Raw genomic sequence first — 20,030 nt, forward strand, 5'->3', positions numbered from 1 at the left:
GTACCGTCTGAAGTCGTGTCTGGCGTGCGTCGGGTTGGTCCCCCGTAGACGTGCGCTAGTTGATTGCGCGCGACTAGGGGAGCTGGTACGGGCATGGCGGTTGACGCTGCTCGATCGGAAGAGGGGTTCACGTCAGTGGGGGCAACGCGGGTGATGGTTGCCGCGTGCCGGGCTGCGGGGCTCGACGACAGAGGCGCGGAGTTGATCCGCCTTGGAGAGAACGCGTTGTTCCGGCTGGCCTCGGTGCCGGTGATCGTGCGTGTAGCGCGCGGGGAAGAGTGGCTGCCACCGGCGCGAACCGAAGTGGCCGTCTCGCGGTGGCTGACGGGTGAGGGGTTCCCGGCCGCTCGTGTCGTTGAGGACTTGGAGCAACCGTTTTTGATTGACGGTCATCCCGTGACCTTCTGGCATCTGGTCGTTGAGGGCGACCGGAAGGCTACGTACGGGGAGTTGGGGGGCGTCCTGCGGGATCTGCACTCGCTGTCGCTCCCAGATGGTCTTGAGCTCCCGTCGTTCGACCCCTTCGACAAGCAAGAGCTGCGGCTCAACCGTGCCGTGATCCCGGAGGATGACAAGGTCTTCCTGCGGAAGCGGTGGCGGGAGCTGCGCGACAAGTATGCCGAGTTGCGGTTCGAGACTCCGAAGGGTCCGGTGCACGGTGACGCTCACGTGCAGAACCTCATGGTCGACGATCAGGGGCAAGTGATCCTGATCGACTTCGAAGCCTTCTGCTTCGATCACCCAGAATGGGACCTCATGGTCACCGCTGTGGAGCACCACAGTCTTGGGTGGCAGACCGACGAGCAGTACGCCGACTTTGTGGCCGCGTATGGGCGGGATCTGTACGACTGGCATGGGTACGAGACGCTGCGTGGGCTGCAAGAGTTCGGTATGACGACGTGGCTTATGCAGAACGTGCAGGAAGACGAGCAGACGGCGGCTGAGTACCGCCGGCGTATCGCTGGGCTGCGGGACGACAATGGGCCTCGGAATTGGCGTCCCTGGTAGCCGTTAGTCGTCGTCCTCCAGGCGGGCGAGTGCGTCGTGTACCTGGTCGTTGAAGGCGGCCACAGTGGGGTTCGCTGAGTGGGTGCTGACCTCGCTCTGGAAGTCGGTGACGTAGCGCTGGAAGCGGGCGGACTGGAGGGAGTCACCGCCGTCGACTGCGAGGCTTGCGGTGGTGACGGCGGCTTCCAACTCTCCGTTCAGTAGCTGGCTTTGGGCGAGCACCATGCGGCAGAACCCAAGGGTTCGGGCGTACTTCGGGTCCGTGTCGTTGACGGCGCGCTGCGCGTGCTCGACGGACTCGCGGCGCATCCTGAGGTCGCGGAAGCAGTGGCACAACTCGCCCATGAGTTCCGCTGAGTCGAAGTAGCTGAGCCATTCGGGATCGGCGCCTGTTTCGGCGCGCTCGAAGTGGCGTTCAGCATCGTTCATCGCGTGGCCTGCGCCGATGGAGTCGCCTGCGTTGGCAAGGGCGCGGGCTTCCATGGCTGAGTAATTCGCCATGGCGCGCGGGGTTGCTCGGCCCTTCGCGCCCTCGACAGCGGCGCGAGCGAGTTGGATGGCTTGGGCGTGGTTGCCGAGATAGTTGGCCTGGTGGCTGAGGTTGCCGAGGATGCGCGCGCCGAACATACGATCGCCGATGACCTGAGACAGGCGCAGCGTGGACGTCAGATAGCGGTGAGCGAGCTGGTGGTTTCCGCAGTCGTACGCAGTCCACGCCAGCAACTGGGAGATCTCGGCGGCGGCGCCGAATAACGCTGTGCCGACCCGCTCGCTGTAGCTGGCGCTGAGCAACGGTAGGACCTCGTGTCGGAAGTAGTGCCGTAGGGCCTTGTGGCCGTGTCCTCCGCCGAACTTGAAGTCGAGCTGCATGAACATGTCCGCGGCTGCTCGGATGGCCTTGACGTCCCGCATGCCGACGCGTTGGGAAGTGGGCCTGTCGGCCTGGACACCGTCGGGCCGGGCCACCATCCATGACAGGACGGCGGAGCTGAGATCGGTGTCCGCGACGACCAGTTGCCCGCCTGATGGGGTTTCGGCTCGCTCCTCGGCGAGTCCGTCGAGCATCGACAGCACATCGGGCACGGTGCCCGGGTAGCCGACCGGCTGCGGTGTGGTCTGCTGGAGCTGTCGGAAGAAGCCGAGATCGCTGGGAGTGATACGGCGGTTCAGCTTGGCGCCGAGCACCTCCGCCATGATCGCCGCTGTCTGGGGCTGGATGCCTGCGCCGTCTCGCCAACGCTGCACGGCGACGTGCGTTGTTCCGAGACTCATGCCCCTGCGCGCGGCGGCATCCTGCATGCGTTTCGCGAGGCCCTTGTTCGAGACCTTCGCTTCGTCCATGACGGCAATTAACTGCGCGTTCGGCTCTCGGCTCATGCTCCCCTGCCAACCCGAGAATGACAGCGAGTGTTCATCGTGTCACAGCGCACTGACATTGGGAGGGTTCATCGGTGAACCCCCTTTGCAGTTGCCGGTGTTCACGTGAACCCCCTAGTGAACGCTCCCGGTTGATCGGCTCGCGCCGTTCACTGTTCGGCACGGAGCGACGGGCTATGGAGCCCGTCTACAGTCGGGAACGGACGCCATGAATGCTCAACAGAGCAAACACAGAGCGAACACCCTTGGGGCGGTCTCGGCGCGCGAAGCGGCGCAAGATCCCTCGACTGGCCACTTCCGAGCGCTGACGCTCTTCGACGAGTCGACAAGCACCGTGTGCGCCGCGCGCAACATGGTGGGCGGCTGCCTCCAGGACTGGGGACTTGGCCACATGGTCGACGATGCCCGGCTCGTCGTCTCGGAGCTGGTCGGCAACGTCGTGCACCACGTAGTGCCGGACGACTGCCTGACGCGGCCTGGTGCCGCACGGCGGATTGACGTGCTTGTGAAGGCGTGGCCCGGATGGCTTTTCATCGGCGTCGCTGACGAGGACTCGACTCCGCCTGATCTTCCGGCGCGTGAGTTCCTATCGCCGGAGCTGGCGGGCGACTTCTCCGAGGCGCTGGTGCCGGACCGGGGGCGTGGGCTGCTGATCATTCAGCGGCTGGCCGACGCGGTGTGGTGGTCGCCGAAGGAGTCGGGCGGCAAGACCGTGTGGTGCCGCTTCGATCTCGACGGCACGACGTAGATCTCCGGGCCGTCGTCTCCTCGTTACTCCCACGCGATCGGGAGTGGACGGCGGCCCGGATGCCGGTCGGAGTCTGACCATTCCGGCCGCAAGGGGCGCGGCTCCTCGGATGACCCGGGGGCTCCCCTCCCGAAATGAGGGGCCGCGCTTCACAACCTCATACCGAGACCGGACCACCCCCGCGCCTGGCAGCAACTGGGGTGGTCCGGGAGGGGACGCGACGGTCCCCGGTGCCTGATGGTACCGGGGCCGTTGCGCTGCGCATCTGCCCTGAGCCAAAGAGAGTTGATGATCCGTTACCTAGATCGGGGCAGAGGTGGGCAAGGTGACTGGCGCGGGTGAGGACTGGCTGAACGATGGTCTCGATGTCGCGGGCGCGGACTGCGGTCTGTGGGTGCCTGGTGTCGACTACATGGCGGGCTGGCGCGGTGCGCGGGAGGCTGCGGACCGGCTGAACCGGGCGCTGCTCGGCGCCGGGTTCGAGCTGTCGCAGGTGCGTGCCGTCGCCTCGACGGATGAGAGTGGACGCGGCGTCGTACGCGTGGCGGGCTGGCCGGACGCGGCGGACCGGCTTGCCGGGCTCCTGGAGGCGGTCGCGGATGGCGACGGCGATGCGGCATGAGGTGCGTTCTCCCTGGTGAGCGCCGCGCGTGGGCACGTCGCCGGCCGCAGAGACTTTGGACGGTAGCTGCCATGGGGCGAGTGAACAGGGGGCCCTACGCTGGCCCGGCGAATCGGGCAGGTACTGGACCTAACGTCGCGTCGCTATTTGGCTGGTGGTTGAGGTGTGACGCGCGGGGTCTGGTCTCGGCAGCAGATGGTGATCGTGTAGGTGACGTTGCCGGTCGGCACGGGTCCGGGTGCTCGCATGCGGTGATTGGGTGCCTGTCTGGCGCGTGGTCTGGTGCGGTGGGCTCTGCGGGGGATGAGCTGGGCCAGGGCCTCCGCCTGGACGATGGTGATCAGCGAGGGCTGTCCTGCGGCGGGTTGGTAGTGCAGGTGGCGGCGGATCACGCGGAGAACTGCGGTGAAGGAGATGCGGTCGGGGTCCAGCATGTGGCCGGTCACGGGATCCCGGCTGGTCTGGGCGGCGCGGGCGCGCTGGGACTGCAGGTATTGGTGGGTGATGAGCAGTCCGTAGATCTCCTGGGTGACGCCGTCGGGGCTCTTGGAGCGCAGCAGGGGCCGGTGGTCGCGTTGGAGGATCTTGGCCTCGAAGAGGCTGGTCTCGCTGTTCCAGCGTTCCGCGTAGGTGGCGGCGACCTGCTCGGCCGGGGCTTCGCCGGGGTCCAGCAGGCTGGTGATGACGCGCAGGGGGCGGGTGCGGGGCAGGCCGTGTTCGGGGGTGGCGGTGATGTCGGCGTCCACGACCCGTACCGGGACGCCGTGCGGGTGGCCTGGGGGCATGCGCCGGTTGCAGAAGCGGGAGGCGGCCTGGCGTTGGCTGGAGGCCCGGTCCGGGACGCAGGACAGGAAGCTTCCGTCCGCGAGTTCGCGCAGGTGGGGCAGCCAGTGGTGGGCGTGGGCCCGGACGATGAAGTCGGTGCCGCAGGCGGTGATCCGGGCGAGGATGTCGTGGCCGTGGAAGGCCCGGTCCATCAGCACCAGTTGTCCGTCCGACAGTGTCGAGGCGGTGGTCAGGTGCTTGGCCAGGGTGACTTCGTTGTCCCGGCGCGGTCCGAAGCGGGCATCGAGGATGCCACGGGTGCCGCAGGCGATCAGCAGGACGAGTTTGACCTGTGGGTGGCGTCCGGGTTTATGACTGCCGCCCGGGGGCGGGCCGAACGCCTTGATATTGGCCGGTGTGGGTGCGACATCGATGACGGTGCCGTCCAGCGAGAGCATCAGCAGGCGCCGGCCGAAGGCGAAGGCACCGGGCGACTGCGGTGTGGTCAGCGGTCCGCGGACCTGCTCGAACAGGGCTCTCAGCGGTTCAGGTCCCAGCCGGGCGCGGGCCTTGGAGATGGCAGAGGTGCCCGCCACCCGCAGGGCTCCCGCATGGACCGCCCCGCGCAGGCCGTCGGTCAGTTTGCGCAGGATCTCCGCGTAACTCTCGCTGAAGTGCAGGCACATGGCCAGCACGAAGTAGACCACCGCACCAGCCGGCAGACATGCGCACCATCGTTTGTCCCGGCGTCCGCAGGATCGGATGACTTCCTCCACCGCCTGCGGGGTGACGAACTCATCCAGGGCCTCCAGCCGCATCCCGGCCGCCACCCGCGCCGCCGCAACCCGCTGCCCGGCCCTGGAATTCGCTCCCGCTGCGGTGACACGATGACCAGACATCGAGGCTCCACAGGTCAGATCTCTCACCGCTATCCGACCTGCCAGGGGCCTCGATGGCCGTCAACCCCCTCAACGCACAACACGCCCCAACCACACCTTGAAGACGCGACGTTAGGTACTGGACCTGCCCGCTGATGCGCCCGATGGGCCCCCTGTTCTTCGAGGCTCGCCCCATGGGAGCTGTCTAAAGTCTCGGAGGCCGTCGACCCCCAGCCCCGCGGGCCCCGGCCCGGGTCGTCCGGTCGATGCCCGTCGACTTCAGGCATGCTGCGGTGCGGGCAGTGGGCCGACCGGCCGGGACCGGCGGTCACGCCGCACGCCCGGCCGGGGCGGCCGGGCTGCCCGGCGCGCCGCAGGCGCGCCCTTGAGGAAGTGAAGGCTGTTTCGACCGATCGCCGTTCGCTCTCAGGCGCGTGTCCGTCGCGCGGGCTGCTTGTCGGCGGTGATCCGGTAGGCGAGTTCGGCACGGTCCGCCCCGACGCGAAGCTCTTCGAGAATCAGCGGGCGGTCGTCGGTTCCATGGGTGACGCGGGACAGGTGCAGGATCGGTGTCGCGTCCGGGAGTTGGAGGGCGGTGCGCTCGTCGGGCAGTGGCATGTGGGCGCGGACCGTCTCCGACCACCACAGCTTGTGTCCAGCCTGGGTGAGAAGCCAGTAGACCGAGGCTGGGCGCCGGTCGGGGGCTTCGGCAAGCATCGGGATGCCCTCGGTCACCTCGAACGGGATCAACGTGCGGTGCATCGCCCGTGTGCCGTTGGCGGGGTCGATGAGCAGCCGGTCACAGCCGAAGAGGGCTTCCTCCTCGCCGAGTTCGAGGAGTTGGCCGGTGACCTTCGTGGTGTGCGAGCGGTACGGGGTGGGCTCTTCGGCCTCGTCCCAGACGGCGCCGTTGGGCATCACGAAACGCCCCTCCGACGTGCGGCTGACGCGGCGTTCGAGGGTGACGGTGGGCTGGCCGTCGGAGCGTACGAAGCTGCCCTTGCCGTGCCGGACCTCGATCAGTCCCTCGGCTCGCAGGGCGGCGACGGCGTTGCGGACGGTGGGGCGCGAGACCTTGTAGCGCTCGATGAGCTGGGCCTCGGAGGGGAGCGGGGCGCCGGGGGCGAACTCGCCCTTCAGGATCGCTTCCCGGATCGCGGCGGCGACCTGCTGGTAGAGGGCTCCGGGGCGTTGGATCTCCGTCATCTCGGCACCTTCGGGTCGGAGTCATAGGCACGTCGCACGCGCGACATCACTCGTCATCATAAGTAGTTGACCCCTCGCCGTACAGAGCCACATAGTCATCACTCGTAAGGACAAGTGACGTCTGAATATGTCAGGCGTCCCGACTGGCCAGGGAGGCCAAGCAATGCAGTCCATACCCGTGGACACGGCGCGACTGGGCGTACTGCGGTGCGCCATCGCGCCCGAAGCAAAGATCAGCAACTTCGAAACGCAGGAGGTTAAGAAGGACCGCGACGGCAACACGATCTACACCGTCGCCGTCACCGTGCGGCAAGACGGACGGCGTATCTCCGTCATCGAGATCGCCGTAGCCGGTGAGCCGAAGGGCATCGAGGAAGGACAGATCCTCAAGGTCACCGGACTGACCGCGTTCTCCTGGGCCATGGGCGACCGGCACGGAATCAGCTTCCGCGCCGACGCCATCACCCCGGTGCACGGTGCTCCCGCGCATGCCAAGGGCGGTGGTGCGTGATGGGTTCGGTCGTGCTCGCCTTCGGGCTCGCCGCGCTGGCGTGGGTGCTCGTCCTCGGTGACCTGTTGCGGCGGCACCGTCCGGCCTGTCACTGGTACCTCGCCGGATACCCGGCCACCGCGTGCCGGGTGGTGTTCACCTGGCGCAAGGTTGCCACGCTCAACGACCTCGCCGTATCCAGCCGTCCGCCGCGCGGGCTGCTCGGAGATCTGGTCGTGAAGGGTGATCCGCTGCGGCCGGTCGCACCCCGGCTCTCCTTCCCGCGGGCCAACCGCATGGGTCTGACGACGACCGTGCGCCTCCATGCGGGCCAGACCCCCGCGACCTACATGAAAGCGGCGGACGCCTTGGTGCATGCCTGGAAGGTGCACGCCGTACGGGTCACCTCGCCGGAACGCGGCCTCGTGCTGCTGACCGCAACCGCCAGTGATCCGCTGGCGCGGCCCGGCTTAGCCTCCGCGCCGGCCGCGCTGCTGTCCGCGCTCATCGGCGTACTGGAGAGCGGCGGCGCCTGGGTCATGGACCTGCGGCTCGTGCCGCACTGGCTCATCGCCGGGGCCACACGCTCGGGCAAGTCGACGTTGCTAGCCCGGCTGATCACCCAACTCGCCCCGCAGCCCGTCGCCCTGGTCGGCATCGACTGCAAGGGCGGAATGGAACTCGGCCTCTTCGCCGCCCGGCTGAGCGCACTGACCACCTGTCGGCGTGAGGCGGTCGCCGTGCTGGCCGCGCTGGTCGACGACATGCAGGACCGCATGCGTGCCTGCCGTACGGCAGGAGTCCGCTCCATCTGGGAACTGCCGGAGAAGTTGCGGCCGGTGCCGGTCGTGGTGATCGTCGACGAGATCGCGGAGCTGTACCTCTCCGATGGCAGGCGCGAGAGCAAGGCGGAAGCCGAACAGTGCTCCACCCTTCTGCTCCGGCTGGCCCAGCTCGGTGCCGCGCTCGGCATGCACCTGGTCGTCGCCGGCCAACGCGTCGGCTCCGACCTCGGCCCCGGTGTTACCGCCCTGCGGGCCCAGCTCGGCGGCCGGATCTGCCACCGGGTCAACGACCCCGGCACGGCAGAGATGACCCTCGGGGACCTCAACAAGGACGCCGTCGTCGTCGCTCAGTCGATCACCCCGGACGAGAAGGGGGTCGCCGTCTGCACCGGGCCTGAGGGCGGCTGGAGCCGGGCCCGCTCCCACCTCACCTCGACCGAAGAGGCCTCGGCAACGGCACAGAAGTGCGCGGCCATGACCCCCGAACTGCCCGCCATAGACCGCGCCCTCGCGGCGCTCGAAGGAGATGACAAGTGATCAGCACAGGTACCGCCGTGTCCCTCGTGGTGGTCTTCGGGATCATCACCTTCCTCCTCGTGCGCTCCCGGGACGTCCGCGCCTGGGAAGCGGTCTGCATCGCCCTCTTCGGCATGTACCTCGGCCAGACCCCCGTCAGCCTCACCATCAACGGCCTTCTGACCTGGGTCCTGAGCGGCTTCTCCCACTTCTAGACCGGCAGGAAGGACCAACGCCATGCCCATGCCTCGCGTGAGGTGCCCCCACTGCAAGGGCGACGGAGCCCGCAGGACCTGGACCGGACGGCTTCGCCGCTGCCGCGTCTGCCGTGGCACCGGAACCATCCGCTGACCACCCACAACACCCGACCACGCAAGGAGTGATCCCCATGGACGACTGCGCGCCACCAACCATCACCCGTGCCGCCTCGGCGGCCCACCCCGGAAGGTCACCACCATCACCCCGGAGTTCACCCCGGCTGACAGGCGCGCCGCCCTCGACCGCGCGGCGCGCCTGCGTCAGCTCCCCGAAACAGACCGCGACGCCATCCGCATCGCCCAAGATCCCCAGTTCACCCGCTGGCTGGAGCAGATCACCGCAACCGGCGGCTGCTCCCACCCCATCCACCTCTCCGGTTCGACCACCACCCTGGACGGCGCAACCGGCGAGATCATTCAGCACTACGACACCCGCGACGAACCCGGCGAACGGCTCCTCGTCCGCTGCCGCAACAGACGCGCGACCGTCTGCCCGGCCTGCTCCCGACTCCACGCCGGAGACACCTTCCACCTCGTCCGCGCGGGCCTCCTGGGCGGCAAGAACGTCCCCGCCAACGTCCGCCACCGGCCCCGGCTCTTCGTCACCCTGACCGCCCCGTCCTTCGGGCCCGTGCACGGTGCCGGGGAGCGCTGCCGCCCCCGTCGCGACAGGGCCGAGTGCGATCACGGGCGGCCTCTCGGCTGCGGGGCCGTCCACGATGTGACTGATCCCCTTGTTGGCCAACCGCTGTGCGCCGACTGCTACGACTACACGGGCCACGTGCTGTGGCACGCACATGCGTCCAAGCTGTGGGACCGGTTCGTCATCGACGTCCGGCGGCGGCTGGCCTCCTCGGTCGGCCTCGTACAGTCCCGATTCGCCCAGCACGCCCGGCTGTCCTTCGCCCGCGTCGCCGAGTACCAGAAGCGCGCGGCGGTCCACGTGCACTCCGTCGTCCGCCTCGACGGCCCGAACGGGCCCGATGATGAACCCCCGGCCTGGGGCACCGCGGAGCTGCTCATCGACGCCGTGCGCGCCTCTGCCCGGCGGGTCCTCGTCCGCACGTCCTACGGCCTGGCCGTGGGTGAGCTGGCCCTGCGCTGGGGTGCCCAGATCGACGTCCGGCCACTGCGCATCGATGGCGATGGATCCGACGATGACGCGGTCGCCGCGTATGTGGCCAAGTACGTCACGAAGGGAGCGAGCGAGACAGGCGCCGGCACCGACCACCCGCTCACCAACTGGGGCGATATCGAATCGGCACCCGTGAGCGAACATGTCCGCACTCTCATGCGCACCTGTTGGCGTCTCGGCGGCATCCCCGGGTACGAGCCGCTCCGCCTCCGGGCCTGGGCTCACACGCTCGGCTACCGCGGCCACATCCTCACCAAATCCCGCGCCTACTCGACAACGTACGCAGCACTCCGCGCCGAACGGGCTCACCACATGGGCCATGCCGACATGCCCGACGCGGTCACCGAACGGCACTGGCGCTACGTCGGCTCCGGCCACACCCCCGGCGCTGCCCTGCTGGCTGCTGGCGTCGCCGAAGACCTCGCAACCAACCGAGAGATCGCCCGAGAGGAGCGGGCCGTTCAGGGGAGGGGGTTGGATGCCGGGACAGCGTCAGGCTGAAGAAGATCAGGACATGGCTTGGGCTCGGGCGCATGCGCGCAAATCGCCCGGCTGGTCTGAAGCCCAATGGAGACGCATGAACGCTGCTCTGGGCATCGAGGTCTCCACACATGATGGCGCCCGCCGCCATCGCCGTACGAGGTGACGGGCTCCCGCCCCTCCTGGTGTTGATGACGATGTGGGCCACGTCCGTGAAGAGGGGGTCGCCCTGCCCTTGCTCGTCGAGCATGGCGTACGCCATGCTGCGCCCCTTTCACTGGCCGGAGGGGCTCCGCGTGCGTAGAGGGTGAGCAACTCCGGTGTCGAGGCTCGACTCTGGAGACGTGGTGCTCGGACAATGCCGACCATACGGCGTCTATCTCTTCCTCACGGGGGCGGCAGTGACCGACCAAAGCGATGTACTCGTTGTTCCAGCGTGGCTTGGACCGGACAAGATGTTTGTTATGTCCAAGGGCAAGGCATACACCTTCGGACTTTTTGCTGTGGCGTCGGAGCGTGTCAGTTTTGCTGCCGATGATCAGATGCCCATTGATGAGCTGCGGGCAGGAATAATCTTCGAATGGCCCTGGTTTCTCGGGGGTGGCGGATGTCGACTGCGTGGACGCTCGCAATCTTGGATCGTTGCCTTTGGGCGCCCTTATCCCGATGCCCCAGCTCCGGGGCGCGAGACCATCGAGGCTTCAGCCAATCTGCTCGTATCAGCGGGATCTTGGGCCGGCGTTGTTCCCGACTCACTGGATCTCGGGTTGGGCATACTGTCTGACTTGTTCGCCTTGGCGCAAACGGTTGGCGACATCAAGAAAGGGCGACACACTGCAGAGCAGGTTAAGGGCGCATTGACCCTGGAGCATTAGGCCACGGTCCATGCGACCTAGCGTGAAAGCATGGTGAGGAGCTGCTACGCCTCGGCGTAGACCGGAACCAGTCGGTCACGCAGCGGTACTCGTCGCCCGCTCCCGACAGGCTGAACGACCAGAGCCGTCAGAGTTCGGGCGACGTACGACCGACGCTCGGCGAGGGTGATCCCCTTTCGTTTCCACTCTTCGGCCATGTCGACGGGTTCACCCTCGGCTGCGAGAGTCTGACGGCGCCACGCGTTGCGTTCCCTCTTCAGGCGTTGTTCCTCAGCCTCGTACTCCGCAAGATCGGCGTAGTAGCGCTCAGCGCTGATCTTCCGTGCCCTGCGGGCCGACTTGAGATCAGCGATGTCCTCGCCAATGATCTTCCACTCGGCTTCCTTCGGCCACTCCTGCGGCACCTTCACGGCCTGCCGCTCGCTGGCCTCCTCCTCGTACTTCGTGATCACCAACTTGCGGATCAGCTCGTCCGTCTCCGGGCCCGGGATCTTGACCCCGCCACATCCCCTACCTGTGGTCTTCGCCGGGCACACGTAGTAGAAGTACCCTTCCGGCTTTCCCCGGCTCGGCGCTGCCTTCATCGCGCGCAGTAGGGAACCGCAGTCCTCCTTGCCACAGCGCAGAGTGCCGGTGGCCAGATAGACGCGGGCATTGCGGCCGCCTCCGCGCATCGGGCCGTCACCGATGATCTCTTGGATTGCCTCCCACTCGGACACCTCCAAGATCGGCGTCCACTGCCCTTTGACGGGCTTGCCCTCGTCGTCGTGAGCGATCGTCAGATGCCGGATCTCTCGGCCCGACTCCGGATCGAACTCGATCACGACGTGTGATCGATACCCGCACAGGCGTGGATTGCGCATCATGTCCCTGAGCGCGATCCACGTCCACGGGTTGCCCTTCGAGGTGGTGATCCCCTCGCGGTTCCAGTCGGCAACGACCGCGTGCCACTCGGCACCGAGGATGAGTCGCTTGGCGGCGTCGCGGATGTGCTTCGCCTCCGTCGGGTTCAGGGTGCGCTTGTCGTCCTGCCACCCGAAGGGGCGCGTCCCGCCTACGGGGATGCCCCGATCCCGTCGGGCCTTGTGATTGCGGCGGACGCGGCGGGCGGTGTCGGCCGACTGCTTGTTGGCCATGGCGACGACCACACGGGCCATTGCCCGCCCGTTGTCGGTCAACAGGTCCAGAGTGCCCGTGATATCGATGATCGGCCGGTGGTGGTGCTCTACGGTCTCGATCGCGTCTTCAAGGTGCCGGGGGTCGCGGGTCAGACGATCGATGTCGTAGACGATCAGTCCGTCAATGCGCTCGCCGTTGGGCGCCTTACCCTGCTTGAGGTCTTCCAACGCCCCTTCGTACACGGGCCGTACGACGCGGTAGCCGACGCTGCCATCCGGCAGACGTACGCGCCTGCGCTTCCATGCTGAGGTGTCCGGCTCCATGTACGTGTACACGTACCGTCCGCCTCGGCTCTCAACGAATCCGCGGCCGTCCCTCTCCTGCTCCTCAGTGCTCTTGATGTCCCTGCCGGTCATGAACCGGGGCCGGGACTCATCTAATGTGCCGTCAGAAGACAGTTCGCCCTCTGCCTCTTCGGTCGACAGCCGGGCCAGTCCAGCCCAGTTCTGCCCCTCCAGGTTTCCCCAGTGCGCGCGCTGTACCAAGTCATCGGCCATGCAAAGAGGTTACGTTCGTAGAGGCGCTGTGCGCTGCACCAGGAGATCCCCGAGGACAAGCTCTCGCGTGTCTCGGCGTACGACTGGTTCGGCTCGATCGCGATGGTCCCGCTGGCCACGGCCCTGGCGGGCCCGGCGGAGGAGGCCCTCGGGCGCACGACCGCGCTGTGGGGCTGCGCGACGCTGGTCGTCGTGGTCACGGCGGCGGTGCTGTGTGTACCGGACGTACGGAATCTGACGCGACGGACGAAGGCGCTGGCTCAGGGGGCGCCCGTGCCGGGCGCGTCGGCCGCACGAGGTGGGGCGGCCGGGCAGGGTGGCTCGCCCGCGGCGGCCGTCGTGCCCGGGTCAGCCGATGCTGAAGGCTCCGTCGGGCGGCTCGGGTGAGGGAACCGCGTTCTCGTCGCGTACGGGTTCGGCGGCACCGATGAACTCCCGCAGCGCGAGGCCGTGTTCGACCCGCGCCGGGAAGGCGTCGGAGGCGGTGCGGCGGGCGAGGGCGGCCGTGTCGAGGGGGCGGTGGGATGCCACGAGTACCGCGTTGCCGAAGCGGCGGCCGCGCAGGACGCCCGGTTCGGCGATGAGTGCCAGCTCCTCGAACACCGTCGAGAACGTGGCGAGTTGGGACCGGAGGAAGGCGAAGGGCGCGGCGTCGGCGAGGTTGGCCAGGTAGACACCGTCGGCGCGCAGCACACGCTCGGCGGCCAGCGCGTACGCGGTGGACGTCAGGTGCGCCGGTACGCGTGCGCCGCCGAAGACGTCCGCGATGAGGATGTCGGCGGAGTCGGCCGGGGCGGCTTCGAGCCAGGCGCGGGCGTCCGCGCCGTGCAGGGTGATGCCCGCGTCGCCGGGTACGGGCAGATACTCGCCGACCAGGGACAGCAGGCCCCGGTCGGCCTCCACCACGTCCTGCCGCGAACCGGGCCGGGTCGCGGCGACATAGCGGGGCAGGGTGAGCGCCCCTCCGCCGAGGTGCAGCACGTCCAGGGCCGCCTCCGGCTCCGCCACCGTGTCCAGCACATGCCCGAGCCGTCGCGCGTACTCGAACTCCAGATGCGTCGGCGCGTCCAGGTCGACGTACGACTGCGGCGCCCCGTCCACCGTCAGCAGCCAGGCCCGCTTCCGGTCGACGTCCGGCATCAGCTTGGCGGTCCCGTGATCCACGGCCCGTGTCACGGGTATCGGCTCGTCCACGGGTCCATTGTGCCGGTGTGCCGACCCTGTTTGTGTCTGGCCGCGGGTCGCAGGTGGCTGGTCGCGCAGTTCGCCGCGCCCCTTCGGGGCGCTGTAGCCAGGTCGGCTACGGGGGCGCTGTCAGTGCTGCCAGGCCCCTGCGACCTCCTCGGCGTGGGCCACCGCCTGGGTCCGGCCGGCGTGGGCGGCGGCCGCTCTGACCTGGGGGTCCAGCGGGTTTCGGCCGAAGGCCTGCTTGGCGGCCCTGTCAGGGGTGACGACGGTGACCCGGGCACCCGCCTCGGCGAGCTTGCGGCCCTGGTCGGCGGCTGAGACGAGCGGACCGCCGCCCGCGCCGACGGGTGCCAGGACGACGACCTGTCCGTACCCGGCGGCGAGGTGGGCGTTGGCCGGTGAGTGGGTGCCGCCGTCCATCCAGCGGCGGCCGTCGATGGTGACCGGCGGCCAGGCGCCCGGGACGGCGCAGCTCGCGGCCATGGCGTCCACGAGCCGCACTCCGCTGTCCTTGTCGAAGACGCGCAGCTCGCCGGTGGCCGTGTCGACGGCGGGCATGCGCAGCGGCCGTACCGGCCATTCGTGTGAGGCGAGCCGGCTCTCGATCGCGTAGCGACGTGCCGCCTCGTCCTGGGTGTAGGCCGCCAGTGCCATCCGGCCGATCTTGCGGCCGTAGTCCTCGGGAGTGCGCGAGGTCAGCGTCGCCCAGGCGTAGCGAACGTAGGCGCCCGGGCCCAGGCGTCCGGCAGGCTCCGCGCTCTGCGGCAGCAGCTGACGCTGGTACAGCTCCAGCAAGGTCAATCTGCCCGAGGCGAGTTGAGCGCCCACGGACGAGCCGGCCGACGTACCGATCACGACGTCGGCGTCGCTCAGATCAACGCCCGCTTCGAAGAGCCCGTACAGCATTCCGGAGAGCCAGCCGATCCCTCCGCTGCCCCCGCCGCCGAGCACAAGTGCCTTGTCCGCCATGGCTTTCCCCTCCACGACCTTTGCCTGTGATCAGTCTCGCGCACGGCACTGACATCGGTACGAGCGGGTGCCCGCTCCCCTCGGAGCGGGCACCCGCGTCCTGCCCCCGGCCGTCAGCCGACCGAGGTCACCGTCCCGGCGCCGACCGTCCGGCCGCCCTCGCGGATCGCGAAGCCCAGACCGGGCTCCAGCGGCACCTCGCGGCCGAGCTCGACCGCCATGGTGACGGTGTCGCCGGGCCGGGCGACGGCCGTCTCGCCGAGGTCGACGTCGCCGACCACGTCCGCGGTGCGGATGTAGAACTGCGGCCGGTACCCGGTGGAGACGGGGGTCGTACGGCCGCCCTCGCGCGTCGACAGGACGTACACCCGCGCCGTGAAACGGCTACTGGGTACGACGCTGCCGGGCGCGGAGACGATGTGCCCGCGGCGGACGGCGTCGCGGGGCACGCCGCGCAGCAGCAGCGCCACGTTGTCCCCGGCCTGCGCCTCCTCCATGGGCTTGCCGAAGGTCTCCAGACCTGTGACCACCGTGTCGACGGCGGCACCGAGCACTTCGACACGGTCGCCGACGCGGATGGTGCCGCGCTCGACCGCCCCGGTGACGACGGTCCCGCGCCCGGTGATCGTGAGCACGTTCTCCACCGGCAACAGGAACGGCGCGTCGAGATACCGCTCGGGCATCGGCACATAGGTGTCCACCGCGTCGAGCAGCGCGTCGATCGCCGCGGTCCAACGGGGGTCCCCCTCAAGGGCCTTGAGGCCGGACACCCGTACGACGGGTACGGAGTCGCCTCCGTAGCCGTGCGCGGACAGCAGTTCGCGAACCTCCAGCTCCACGAGGTCGGTGAGCTCCTCGTCGCCCGCGTCGGCCTTGTTGAGGGCGACGACGATGTGGTCGACACCCACCTGCCGGGCGAGCAGCACGTGTTCGGCGGTCTGCGGCATGATCCCGTCGAGCGCGGAGACCACGAGGATCGCCCCGTCGAGCTGGGCCGCGCCCGTGACCATGTTCTTGACGTAGTCGGCGTGACCCGGCATGTCCACGTGCGCGTAGTGCCGGGTGTCGGTCTCGTACTCGACGTGCGCGATGTTGATGGTGATGCCGCGGGCGGCCTCCTCCGGGGCGCGGTCGATCCGGTCGAACGGGACGAACGTGCCGGAGCCGCGCTCGGCGAGGACCTTGGTGATGGCGGCGGTCAGGGTGGTCTTGCCGTGGTCGACGTGACCCATCGTGCCGATGTTCAGGTGCGGTTTGGTGCGCACGTAAGCCGTCTTGGGCATGGCTGTACCTCGAAGCCTCTTCAGTGTCAGCGGAACTGAGTGATGGCCCCGGCGCATACGGGCCGGGACGGGGACCCCAAGGGACTTGCCGACCCTCCCCCTGCGGGGTCCGCCGGACGATCCGGGAAGGGTCAGCTTCGGGCGCCGTCGACGGCGGCCACGATGATCGGGACGGCAGCCTTCGGCGCATCCGCGACTGCGGATGCTGCGAGGAGGAAGGCGTACCGGAACATGAGGAGATCATTGCCCACGCGTCTGCCCGCGTCGAATGGTTTTCCGTGATCGCGAGCAGGGGTGTTTCGGGCGGGGCGGCGGGGGTTCAGGGGGCTGAAGGGACCTTCCTGGTACCTCAGGAGCCGATGTTCTTGAGCGCCTCGCGCACCGACAGCGGCGCGAGCCTCCCCCGCTCCCGGGCGACGAAGTCCCGTACGGCCTGCGGGTCTGTCTTCGCGTACTCGCGCAGACACCACCCGATCGCCTTCCTGATGAAGAAGTCGGGGTGTCCGGACTGCCGGACGCAGTATCCGAAGAGGCGTTCCGTGTCGGTGGCGTCCTTGTAGCGGAGCTGGTGGAGCAGGGCCGTACGCGCGACCCACAGGTCGTCGTCCTCGCTCCACGCGTCCATGTCGGTCTTCAGCTTCGGGTCGGCGGCCACCAGGCCTCCCACTACGTGGGAGGCGAGTGCGTCGACGGTGTCCCACCAGGGGACCGTGCCGACGAGGTGGCGGGCCACGGGCAGGAAGCCCGACGACAGACGCCGCACATGGCGGTGCAGGTAGTCGACGGCGAAGTAGTGGTACTCGCGCTCCGGCAGCTCCCAGCAGCGCAGCGCGAGCGCGGTGCAGTCGGCCTCGTCGGGGCGGGCGGTGTCCTGGAGGACGGTCCGCGACAGGGCGCGGCGCTCGGGCGTGGTCAGGCCGAGGAAGGGCGCGATGTCCTTCATATAGGCACGCATCGACGCGGCCCGTTCCGGATCGGCGGCAGCGGCGTATGTGGCGGTGAGCCGTTCCAGCACCGTGTCCGCGAGGGCGCTGTTCGGCACCTCGAACTGTGCACCCGACGTTCCGGAGGCTGTGACGCCCATGAGACGAACCATACGGCGATCACACACACTGGTCGGTTAGTGTCACCGGAATGCTCGATGCCACCATCCGCTCTGGGGGCACCGCCACGGCCACTCCCCGCGCCACAGCCATGGAGCTCGTCATCGCCTCTGACCTCGCCATCGCACCGGACCTCACCGTCGCGGCACACGCTGCCGACGCCCTGGAGGCCGCCACCGCTCCCGTGAGCCTGGCCGCCCGGTGCACGAGAGTCCTGCTGTCGCCCTGGTCGCGCCTCTCCCTGCTCGTGGTGCTGCTGGCGGCGGCCGCGTCGAGCGTGCTGCTCTTCGAACCGCAGCGACTGCTCGCCGACGGCTGGCCGCCGCAGCTCGGCGGCGCCGCGGCGGCCGTCGCGTTCGCCGTGGCGTACGGGCTGTGCACGGTCGCGTTCGTGCCCCGGCCGCTGCTCAACCTCGCGGCGGGCGCCCTCTTCGGCTCCGAACTGGGCCTGGGCACCGCGCTCGCGGGCACGGTGCTCGGTGCCGGTGTCGCCTTCGGGCTCGGCCGGATCCTCGGGCAGGACGCGCTGCGCCCGCTGCTGCGCGCCCGCTGGCTGAAGGCGGCGGACGGACAGCTCAGCCGTCATGGCTTCCGCTCGATGATGGTGGCCCGGCTGTTCCCCGGGGTGCCGTTCTGGGTCGCCAACTACTGCGCGGCCGTCTCCCGCATGGGCTGGCTGCCCTTCCTCGTCGCGACGGCGCTCGGCTCCATCCCGAACACCGCCGCGTACGCCGTCGCCGGCGCCCGTGCCTCGTCGCCGACGTCGCCCGCCTTCCTGATCGCGATGGGCTTCATCGCCGTACCGGCGCTGGTCGGAACGGTGGTCGCCTGGCGCAAGCGCCACCACCTGCGCGGCCACTGAGGCGCTGGACCGCCCCGAAGCACAACACCGCCCTGAACCAGTACGCCGCCTCGACGCACTACACCGCTTCCAGCACCATCGCGTTGGCGAGCCCGCCCGCCTCGCACATCGTCTGGAGCGCGTAGCGGGCTCCGCGGGCCCGCATCGCGTGGACGAGGGTGGTCGTCAGACGGGTGCCGCTCGCGCCGAGCGGGTGGCCGATCGCGATCGCTCCGCCGTGCACATTGACCTTGGACAGATCGGCGCCCGTCTCCTGCTGCCAGGCGAGGACGACGGCCGCGAAGGCCTCGTTCACCTCGAAGAGGTCGATGTCGCCGAGGGCCAGGCCGGCCTTGCGCAGCACCTTCTCGGTGGCGGGGATGACGCCGGTGAGCATCAGCAGCGGGTCGGAGCCGGTGACGGCGAAGCTGTGCAGCCGGGCGATGGGGCGCAGGCCGAGGCGGGCCGCGGTCTCGCTCGACGTGATGAGGACGGCGGAGGCCCCGTCATTGATGGGGCTCGCGTTGCCCGCCGTGACGGACCAGTCGATCTGCGGGAAGCGTTCACCGAAGGTGGCGTCGTAGTAGGCGGGCTTGAGCCCGGCGAGTATCTGCGTGCTGCTGGCGGGCCGGACGCACTCGTCGCGGGTGACCCCCTCCAGGGGCGCGACCTCGGCCTCGAACAGACCGTTGCTCCAGGCCGCGGCCGCCTTCTGGTGCGAGCCAACCGCGAAGGTGTCCATCTCCTCGCGTGAGATGCCCCACTTGGCGGCGATGAGTTCCGCGCTGATGCCCTGCGGCACCAGGCCTTCCGGGTAGCGCTCGGCGACCCCGGGCCCGAAGGGGTCCTTGCCCGCCGGCACGTTCGACCACATCGGTACGCGGCTCATCGATTCCACACCGCAGGCGACGACCATGTCGTACGCGCCCGACATGACGCCCTGCGCCGCGAAGTGCACGGCCTGCTGGGACGAGCCGCACTGGCGGTCCACCGTGGTCGCGGGCACCGTCTCGGGGAATCCCGCGGAGAGCACGGCGTACCGGGTGGTGTTCATGGCCTGCTCACCGACCTGGTCGACGGTGCCGCCTATGACGTCGTCGATCAGCGCGGGGTCGACGCCGGAACGCTCGACGAGGGTGCGCAGCGTATGGGCGAGGAGTTCCACGGGGTGGACATGGGCGAGGGAGCCGTTCGGCTTGCCCTTGCCGACGGGGGTGCGTACGGCTTCGACGATCACGGCGTCACGCATGTTTGATCTCCAAACTCACTGAGTTTGCTTTCCAAACCCGCTAAGTGACTCAAGAGTAGCTCAGTGGGTTGGAACAACCAACCCACCCCGTAGACTGATGCCATGAAGGACGCCCGCCCTTGCTCGATCGCCGACACGCTCGCTCTCGTCGGCGAGAAGTACTCCCTGCTGGTGCTGCGCGAGGTGTCGCTCGGCGCCACCCGCTTCGACCAGCTGGTACGCAACATCGGCGCCCCGCGCGACGTGCTGACGACACGGCTCAAGCGGCTCGTCGACGTCGGCGTACTGGAGAAGGTGGAGTACAGCGACCGCCCCAAGCGCTACGAGTACCGGCCCACGCAGGCCGGGCTGGAGCTGGAGCCGGTCCTGATGACGCTCATGGCGTGGGGCGACCGGCATCTCCAGGAGGGCGGCTTCCGCCCGATGGTGCTGGAGCACATCTGCGGCAATGAGCTGGTCCCGCAGGTCGTCTGCAGGGAGTGCGGCAAGGAGGTCGAGCACGACGACCTGACGGCCCATCCGCAGTCCCCGGGCTGGACGGCGACGGGACCCGCTGCGGCGTAACCGTCAGCGACCGTC

Annotated in this window: 19 protein-coding genes and 1 pseudogene; 11 read left to right on the forward strand and 9 right to left on the reverse strand. The window is 68.9% G+C overall.

Annotation, left to right across the window (positions count from 1 at the left end; all coding sequences use genetic code 11):
* Positions 1 to 93: 93 nt before the first annotated feature.
* Positions 94 to 1,008: a phosphotransferase enzyme family protein gene (locus tag OG975_RS07580; RefSeq protein ID WP_406328311.1), complete on the forward strand. Its 915-nt coding sequence runs from the start codon at positions 94 to 96 to the stop codon at positions 1,006 to 1,008.
* 3 nt (positions 1,009 to 1,011) lie between these two features.
* Here the strand turns inward: OG975_RS07580 and OG975_RS07585 are convergent, their stop codons facing one another.
* Entirely contained in the window at positions 1,012 to 2,385 is a 1,374-nt protein-coding gene (locus tag OG975_RS07585) for a sporulation protein (RefSeq protein ID WP_406328313.1), read from the reverse strand.
* A 208-nt stretch (positions 2,386 to 2,593) separates the two neighbouring features.
* On the opposite strand from OG975_RS07585, the gene OG975_RS07590 reads away from it, so the two are divergent.
* Entirely contained in the window at positions 2,594 to 3,133 is a 540-nt protein-coding gene (locus OG975_RS07590; RefSeq protein WP_406328314.1) for an ATP-binding protein, read from the forward strand.
* A gap of 325 nt (positions 3,134 to 3,458) precedes the next feature.
* A complete protein-coding gene (locus OG975_RS07595) occupies positions 3,459 to 3,755 on the forward strand; it encodes a hypothetical protein (protein ID WP_406328315.1) in 297 nt (98 codons plus the stop codon).
* Positions 3,756 to 3,898: 143 nt separating this feature from the next.
* Here OG975_RS07595 and OG975_RS07600 read toward each other — a convergent pair whose 3' ends face one another.
* Positions 3,899 to 5,419 (reverse strand): IS4 family transposase, encoded by a 1,521-nt coding sequence (locus tag OG975_RS07600; protein WP_406328317.1) that lies wholly within the window; start codon positions 5,417 to 5,419, stop codon positions 3,899 to 3,901.
* A gap of 405 nt (positions 5,420 to 5,824) precedes the next feature.
* A complete protein-coding gene (locus tag OG975_RS07605) occupies positions 5,825 to 6,604 on the reverse strand; it encodes a GntR family transcriptional regulator (protein ID WP_406328318.1) in 780 nt (259 codons plus the stop codon).
* A gap of 163 nt (positions 6,605 to 6,767) precedes the next feature.
* Here OG975_RS07605 and OG975_RS07610 point away from each other — a divergent pair, with 163 nt between their 5' ends.
* The 5 genes from OG975_RS07610 (at position 6,768) to OG975_RS07630 (ending at position 11,142) form a co-directional block, all read left to right on the forward strand.
* Positions 6,768 to 7,115 carry a hypothetical protein gene (locus OG975_RS07610; protein WP_406328319.1) on the forward strand — a complete coding sequence of 116 codons (348 nt, stop codon included), beginning with the start codon at positions 6,768 to 6,770 and terminating at the stop codon, positions 7,113 to 7,115.
* Positions 7,115 to 8,416, forward strand: coding sequence for an FtsK/SpoIIIE domain-containing protein (locus OG975_RS07615; RefSeq protein ID WP_406328320.1), 1,302 nt, complete (start codon positions 7,115 to 7,117; stop codon positions 8,414 to 8,416). Before OG975_RS07610 ends, OG975_RS07615 begins: the two co-directional genes overlap by 1 nt.
* Positions 8,413 to 8,610 (forward strand): hypothetical protein, encoded by a 198-nt coding sequence (locus OG975_RS07620; protein WP_217574491.1) that lies wholly within the window; start codon positions 8,413 to 8,415, stop codon positions 8,608 to 8,610. Before OG975_RS07615 ends, OG975_RS07620 begins: the two co-directional genes overlap by 4 nt.
* Before the next feature lie 298 nt (positions 8,611 to 8,908).
* Positions 8,909 to 10,288, forward strand: a complete 1,380-nt coding sequence (locus OG975_RS07625; RefSeq protein WP_406336192.1) for a replication initiator — start codon at positions 8,909 to 8,911, stop codon at positions 10,286 to 10,288.
* Positions 10,289 to 10,611: 323 nt separating this feature from the next.
* Positions 10,612 to 11,142, forward strand: coding sequence for a hypothetical protein (locus OG975_RS07630; RefSeq protein ID WP_406328321.1), 531 nt, complete (start codon positions 10,612 to 10,614; stop codon positions 11,140 to 11,142).
* A 44-nt stretch (positions 11,143 to 11,186) separates the two neighbouring features.
* Here OG975_RS07630 and OG975_RS07635 read toward each other — a convergent pair whose 3' ends face one another.
* Entirely contained in the window at positions 11,187 to 12,818 is a 1,632-nt protein-coding gene (locus OG975_RS07635) for a recombinase family protein (RefSeq protein WP_406328322.1), read from the reverse strand.
* A 30-nt stretch (positions 12,819 to 12,848) separates the two neighbouring features.
* On the opposite strand from OG975_RS07635, the pseudogene OG975_RS07640 reads away from it, so the two are divergent.
* Positions 12,849 to 13,205: pseudogene (locus tag OG975_RS07640) on the forward strand (MFS transporter); the annotation flags it as partial.
* On the opposite strand, the gene OG975_RS07645 reads toward OG975_RS07640, so the two are convergent.
* The 4 genes from OG975_RS07645 to OG975_RS07660 form a co-directional block, all read right to left on the reverse strand.
* Positions 13,167 to 14,012: a spermidine synthase gene (locus OG975_RS07645; protein WP_406328323.1), complete on the reverse strand. Its 846-nt coding sequence runs from the start codon at positions 14,010 to 14,012 to the stop codon at positions 13,167 to 13,169. The pseudogene OG975_RS07640 and the gene OG975_RS07645 sit on opposite strands and share 39 nt — an antisense overlap.
* 120 nt (positions 14,013 to 14,132) lie before the next feature.
* Positions 14,133 to 14,975, reverse strand: coding sequence for a patatin-like phospholipase family protein (locus OG975_RS07650; protein ID WP_406328324.1), 843 nt, complete (start codon positions 14,973 to 14,975; stop codon positions 14,133 to 14,135).
* 113 nt (positions 14,976 to 15,088) lie between these two features.
* Complete coding sequence (gene tuf / locus OG975_RS07655) at positions 15,089 to 16,258, reverse strand: elongation factor Tu (RefSeq protein ID WP_369256460.1); 1,170 nt, start codon at positions 16,256 to 16,258, stop codon at positions 15,089 to 15,091.
* A 349-nt stretch (positions 16,259 to 16,607) separates the two neighbouring features.
* On the reverse strand, positions 16,608 to 17,342 hold the full coding sequence (locus OG975_RS07660; protein ID WP_406328325.1) for a DNA alkylation repair protein: 735 nt from the start codon (positions 17,340 to 17,342) through the stop codon (positions 16,608 to 16,610).
* A gap of 50 nt (positions 17,343 to 17,392) precedes the next feature.
* Between OG975_RS07660 and OG975_RS07665 the strand changes: the two genes are divergently transcribed.
* Entirely contained in the window at positions 17,393 to 18,223 is an 831-nt protein-coding gene (locus tag OG975_RS07665) for a TVP38/TMEM64 family protein (RefSeq protein ID WP_406328326.1), read from the forward strand.
* Between the two features lie 58 nt (positions 18,224 to 18,281).
* Here the strand turns inward: OG975_RS07665 and OG975_RS07670 are convergent, their stop codons facing one another.
* Positions 18,282 to 19,451 (reverse strand): thiolase family protein, encoded by a 1,170-nt coding sequence (locus OG975_RS07670; protein ID WP_406328328.1) that lies wholly within the window; start codon positions 19,449 to 19,451, stop codon positions 18,282 to 18,284.
* A gap of 102 nt (positions 19,452 to 19,553) precedes the next feature.
* Here OG975_RS07670 and OG975_RS07675 point away from each other — a divergent pair, with 102 nt between their 5' ends.
* On the forward strand, positions 19,554 to 20,015 hold the full coding sequence (locus OG975_RS07675) for a winged helix-turn-helix transcriptional regulator (protein ID WP_406328329.1): 462 nt from the start codon (positions 19,554 to 19,556) through the stop codon (positions 20,013 to 20,015).
* Positions 20,016 to 20,030: the final 15 nt, after the last annotated feature.

Origin of the sequence: Streptomyces sp. NBC_00203 (assembly GCF_045206325.1) — a bacterium.
In the GTDB taxonomy this organism is placed as follows: domain Bacteria; phylum Actinomycetota; class Actinomycetes; order Streptomycetales; family Streptomycetaceae; genus Streptomyces; species Streptomyces lutosisoli.

Excerpts from the sequence above, each read along its gene's own strand:
- OG975_RS07650 (WP_406328324.1), bottom strand. The coding sequence starts at position 14,975 with ATGGCGGACAAGGCACTTGTGCTCGGCGGCGGGGGCAGCGGAGGGATC.
- OG975_RS07615 (WP_406328320.1), top strand. The coding sequence starts at position 7,115 with ATGGGTTCGGTCGTGCTCGCCTTCGGGCTCGCCGCGCTGGCGTGGGTG.
- OG975_RS07605 (WP_406328318.1), bottom strand. The coding sequence starts at position 6,604 with ATGACGGAGATCCAACGCCCCGGAGCCCTCTACCAGCAGGTCGCCGCC.
- OG975_RS07580 (WP_406328311.1), top strand. The coding sequence starts at position 94 with ATGGCGGTTGACGCTGCTCGATCGGAAGAGGGGTTCACGTCAGTGGGG.
- OG975_RS07610 (WP_406328319.1), top strand. The coding sequence starts at position 6,768 with ATGCAGTCCATACCCGTGGACACGGCGCGACTGGGCGTACTGCGGTGC.
- OG975_RS07635 (WP_406328322.1), bottom strand. The coding sequence starts at position 12,818 with ATGGCCGATGACTTGGTACAGCGCGCGCACTGGGGAAACCTGGAGGGG.
- tuf (WP_369256460.1), bottom strand. The coding sequence starts at position 16,258 with ATGCCCAAGACGGCTTACGTGCGCACCAAACCGCACCTGAACATCGGC.
- OG975_RS07600 (WP_406328317.1), bottom strand. The coding sequence starts at position 5,419 with ATGTCTGGTCATCGTGTCACCGCAGCGGGAGCGAATTCCAGGGCCGGG.
- OG975_RS07585 (WP_406328313.1), bottom strand. The coding sequence starts at position 2,385 with ATGAGCCGAGAGCCGAACGCGCAGTTAATTGCCGTCATGGACGAAGCG.
- OG975_RS07660 (WP_406328325.1), bottom strand. The coding sequence starts at position 17,342 with ATGGGCGTCACAGCCTCCGGAACGTCGGGTGCACAGTTCGAGGTGCCG.
- OG975_RS07590 (WP_406328314.1), top strand. The coding sequence starts at position 2,594 with ATGAATGCTCAACAGAGCAAACACAGAGCGAACACCCTTGGGGCGGTC.
- OG975_RS07675 (WP_406328329.1), top strand. The coding sequence starts at position 19,554 with ATGAAGGACGCCCGCCCTTGCTCGATCGCCGACACGCTCGCTCTCGTC.
- OG975_RS07670 (WP_406328328.1), bottom strand. The coding sequence starts at position 19,451 with ATGCGTGACGCCGTGATCGTCGAAGCCGTACGCACCCCCGTCGGCAAG.
- OG975_RS07665 (WP_406328326.1), top strand. The coding sequence starts at position 17,393 with ATGCTCGATGCCACCATCCGCTCTGGGGGCACCGCCACGGCCACTCCC.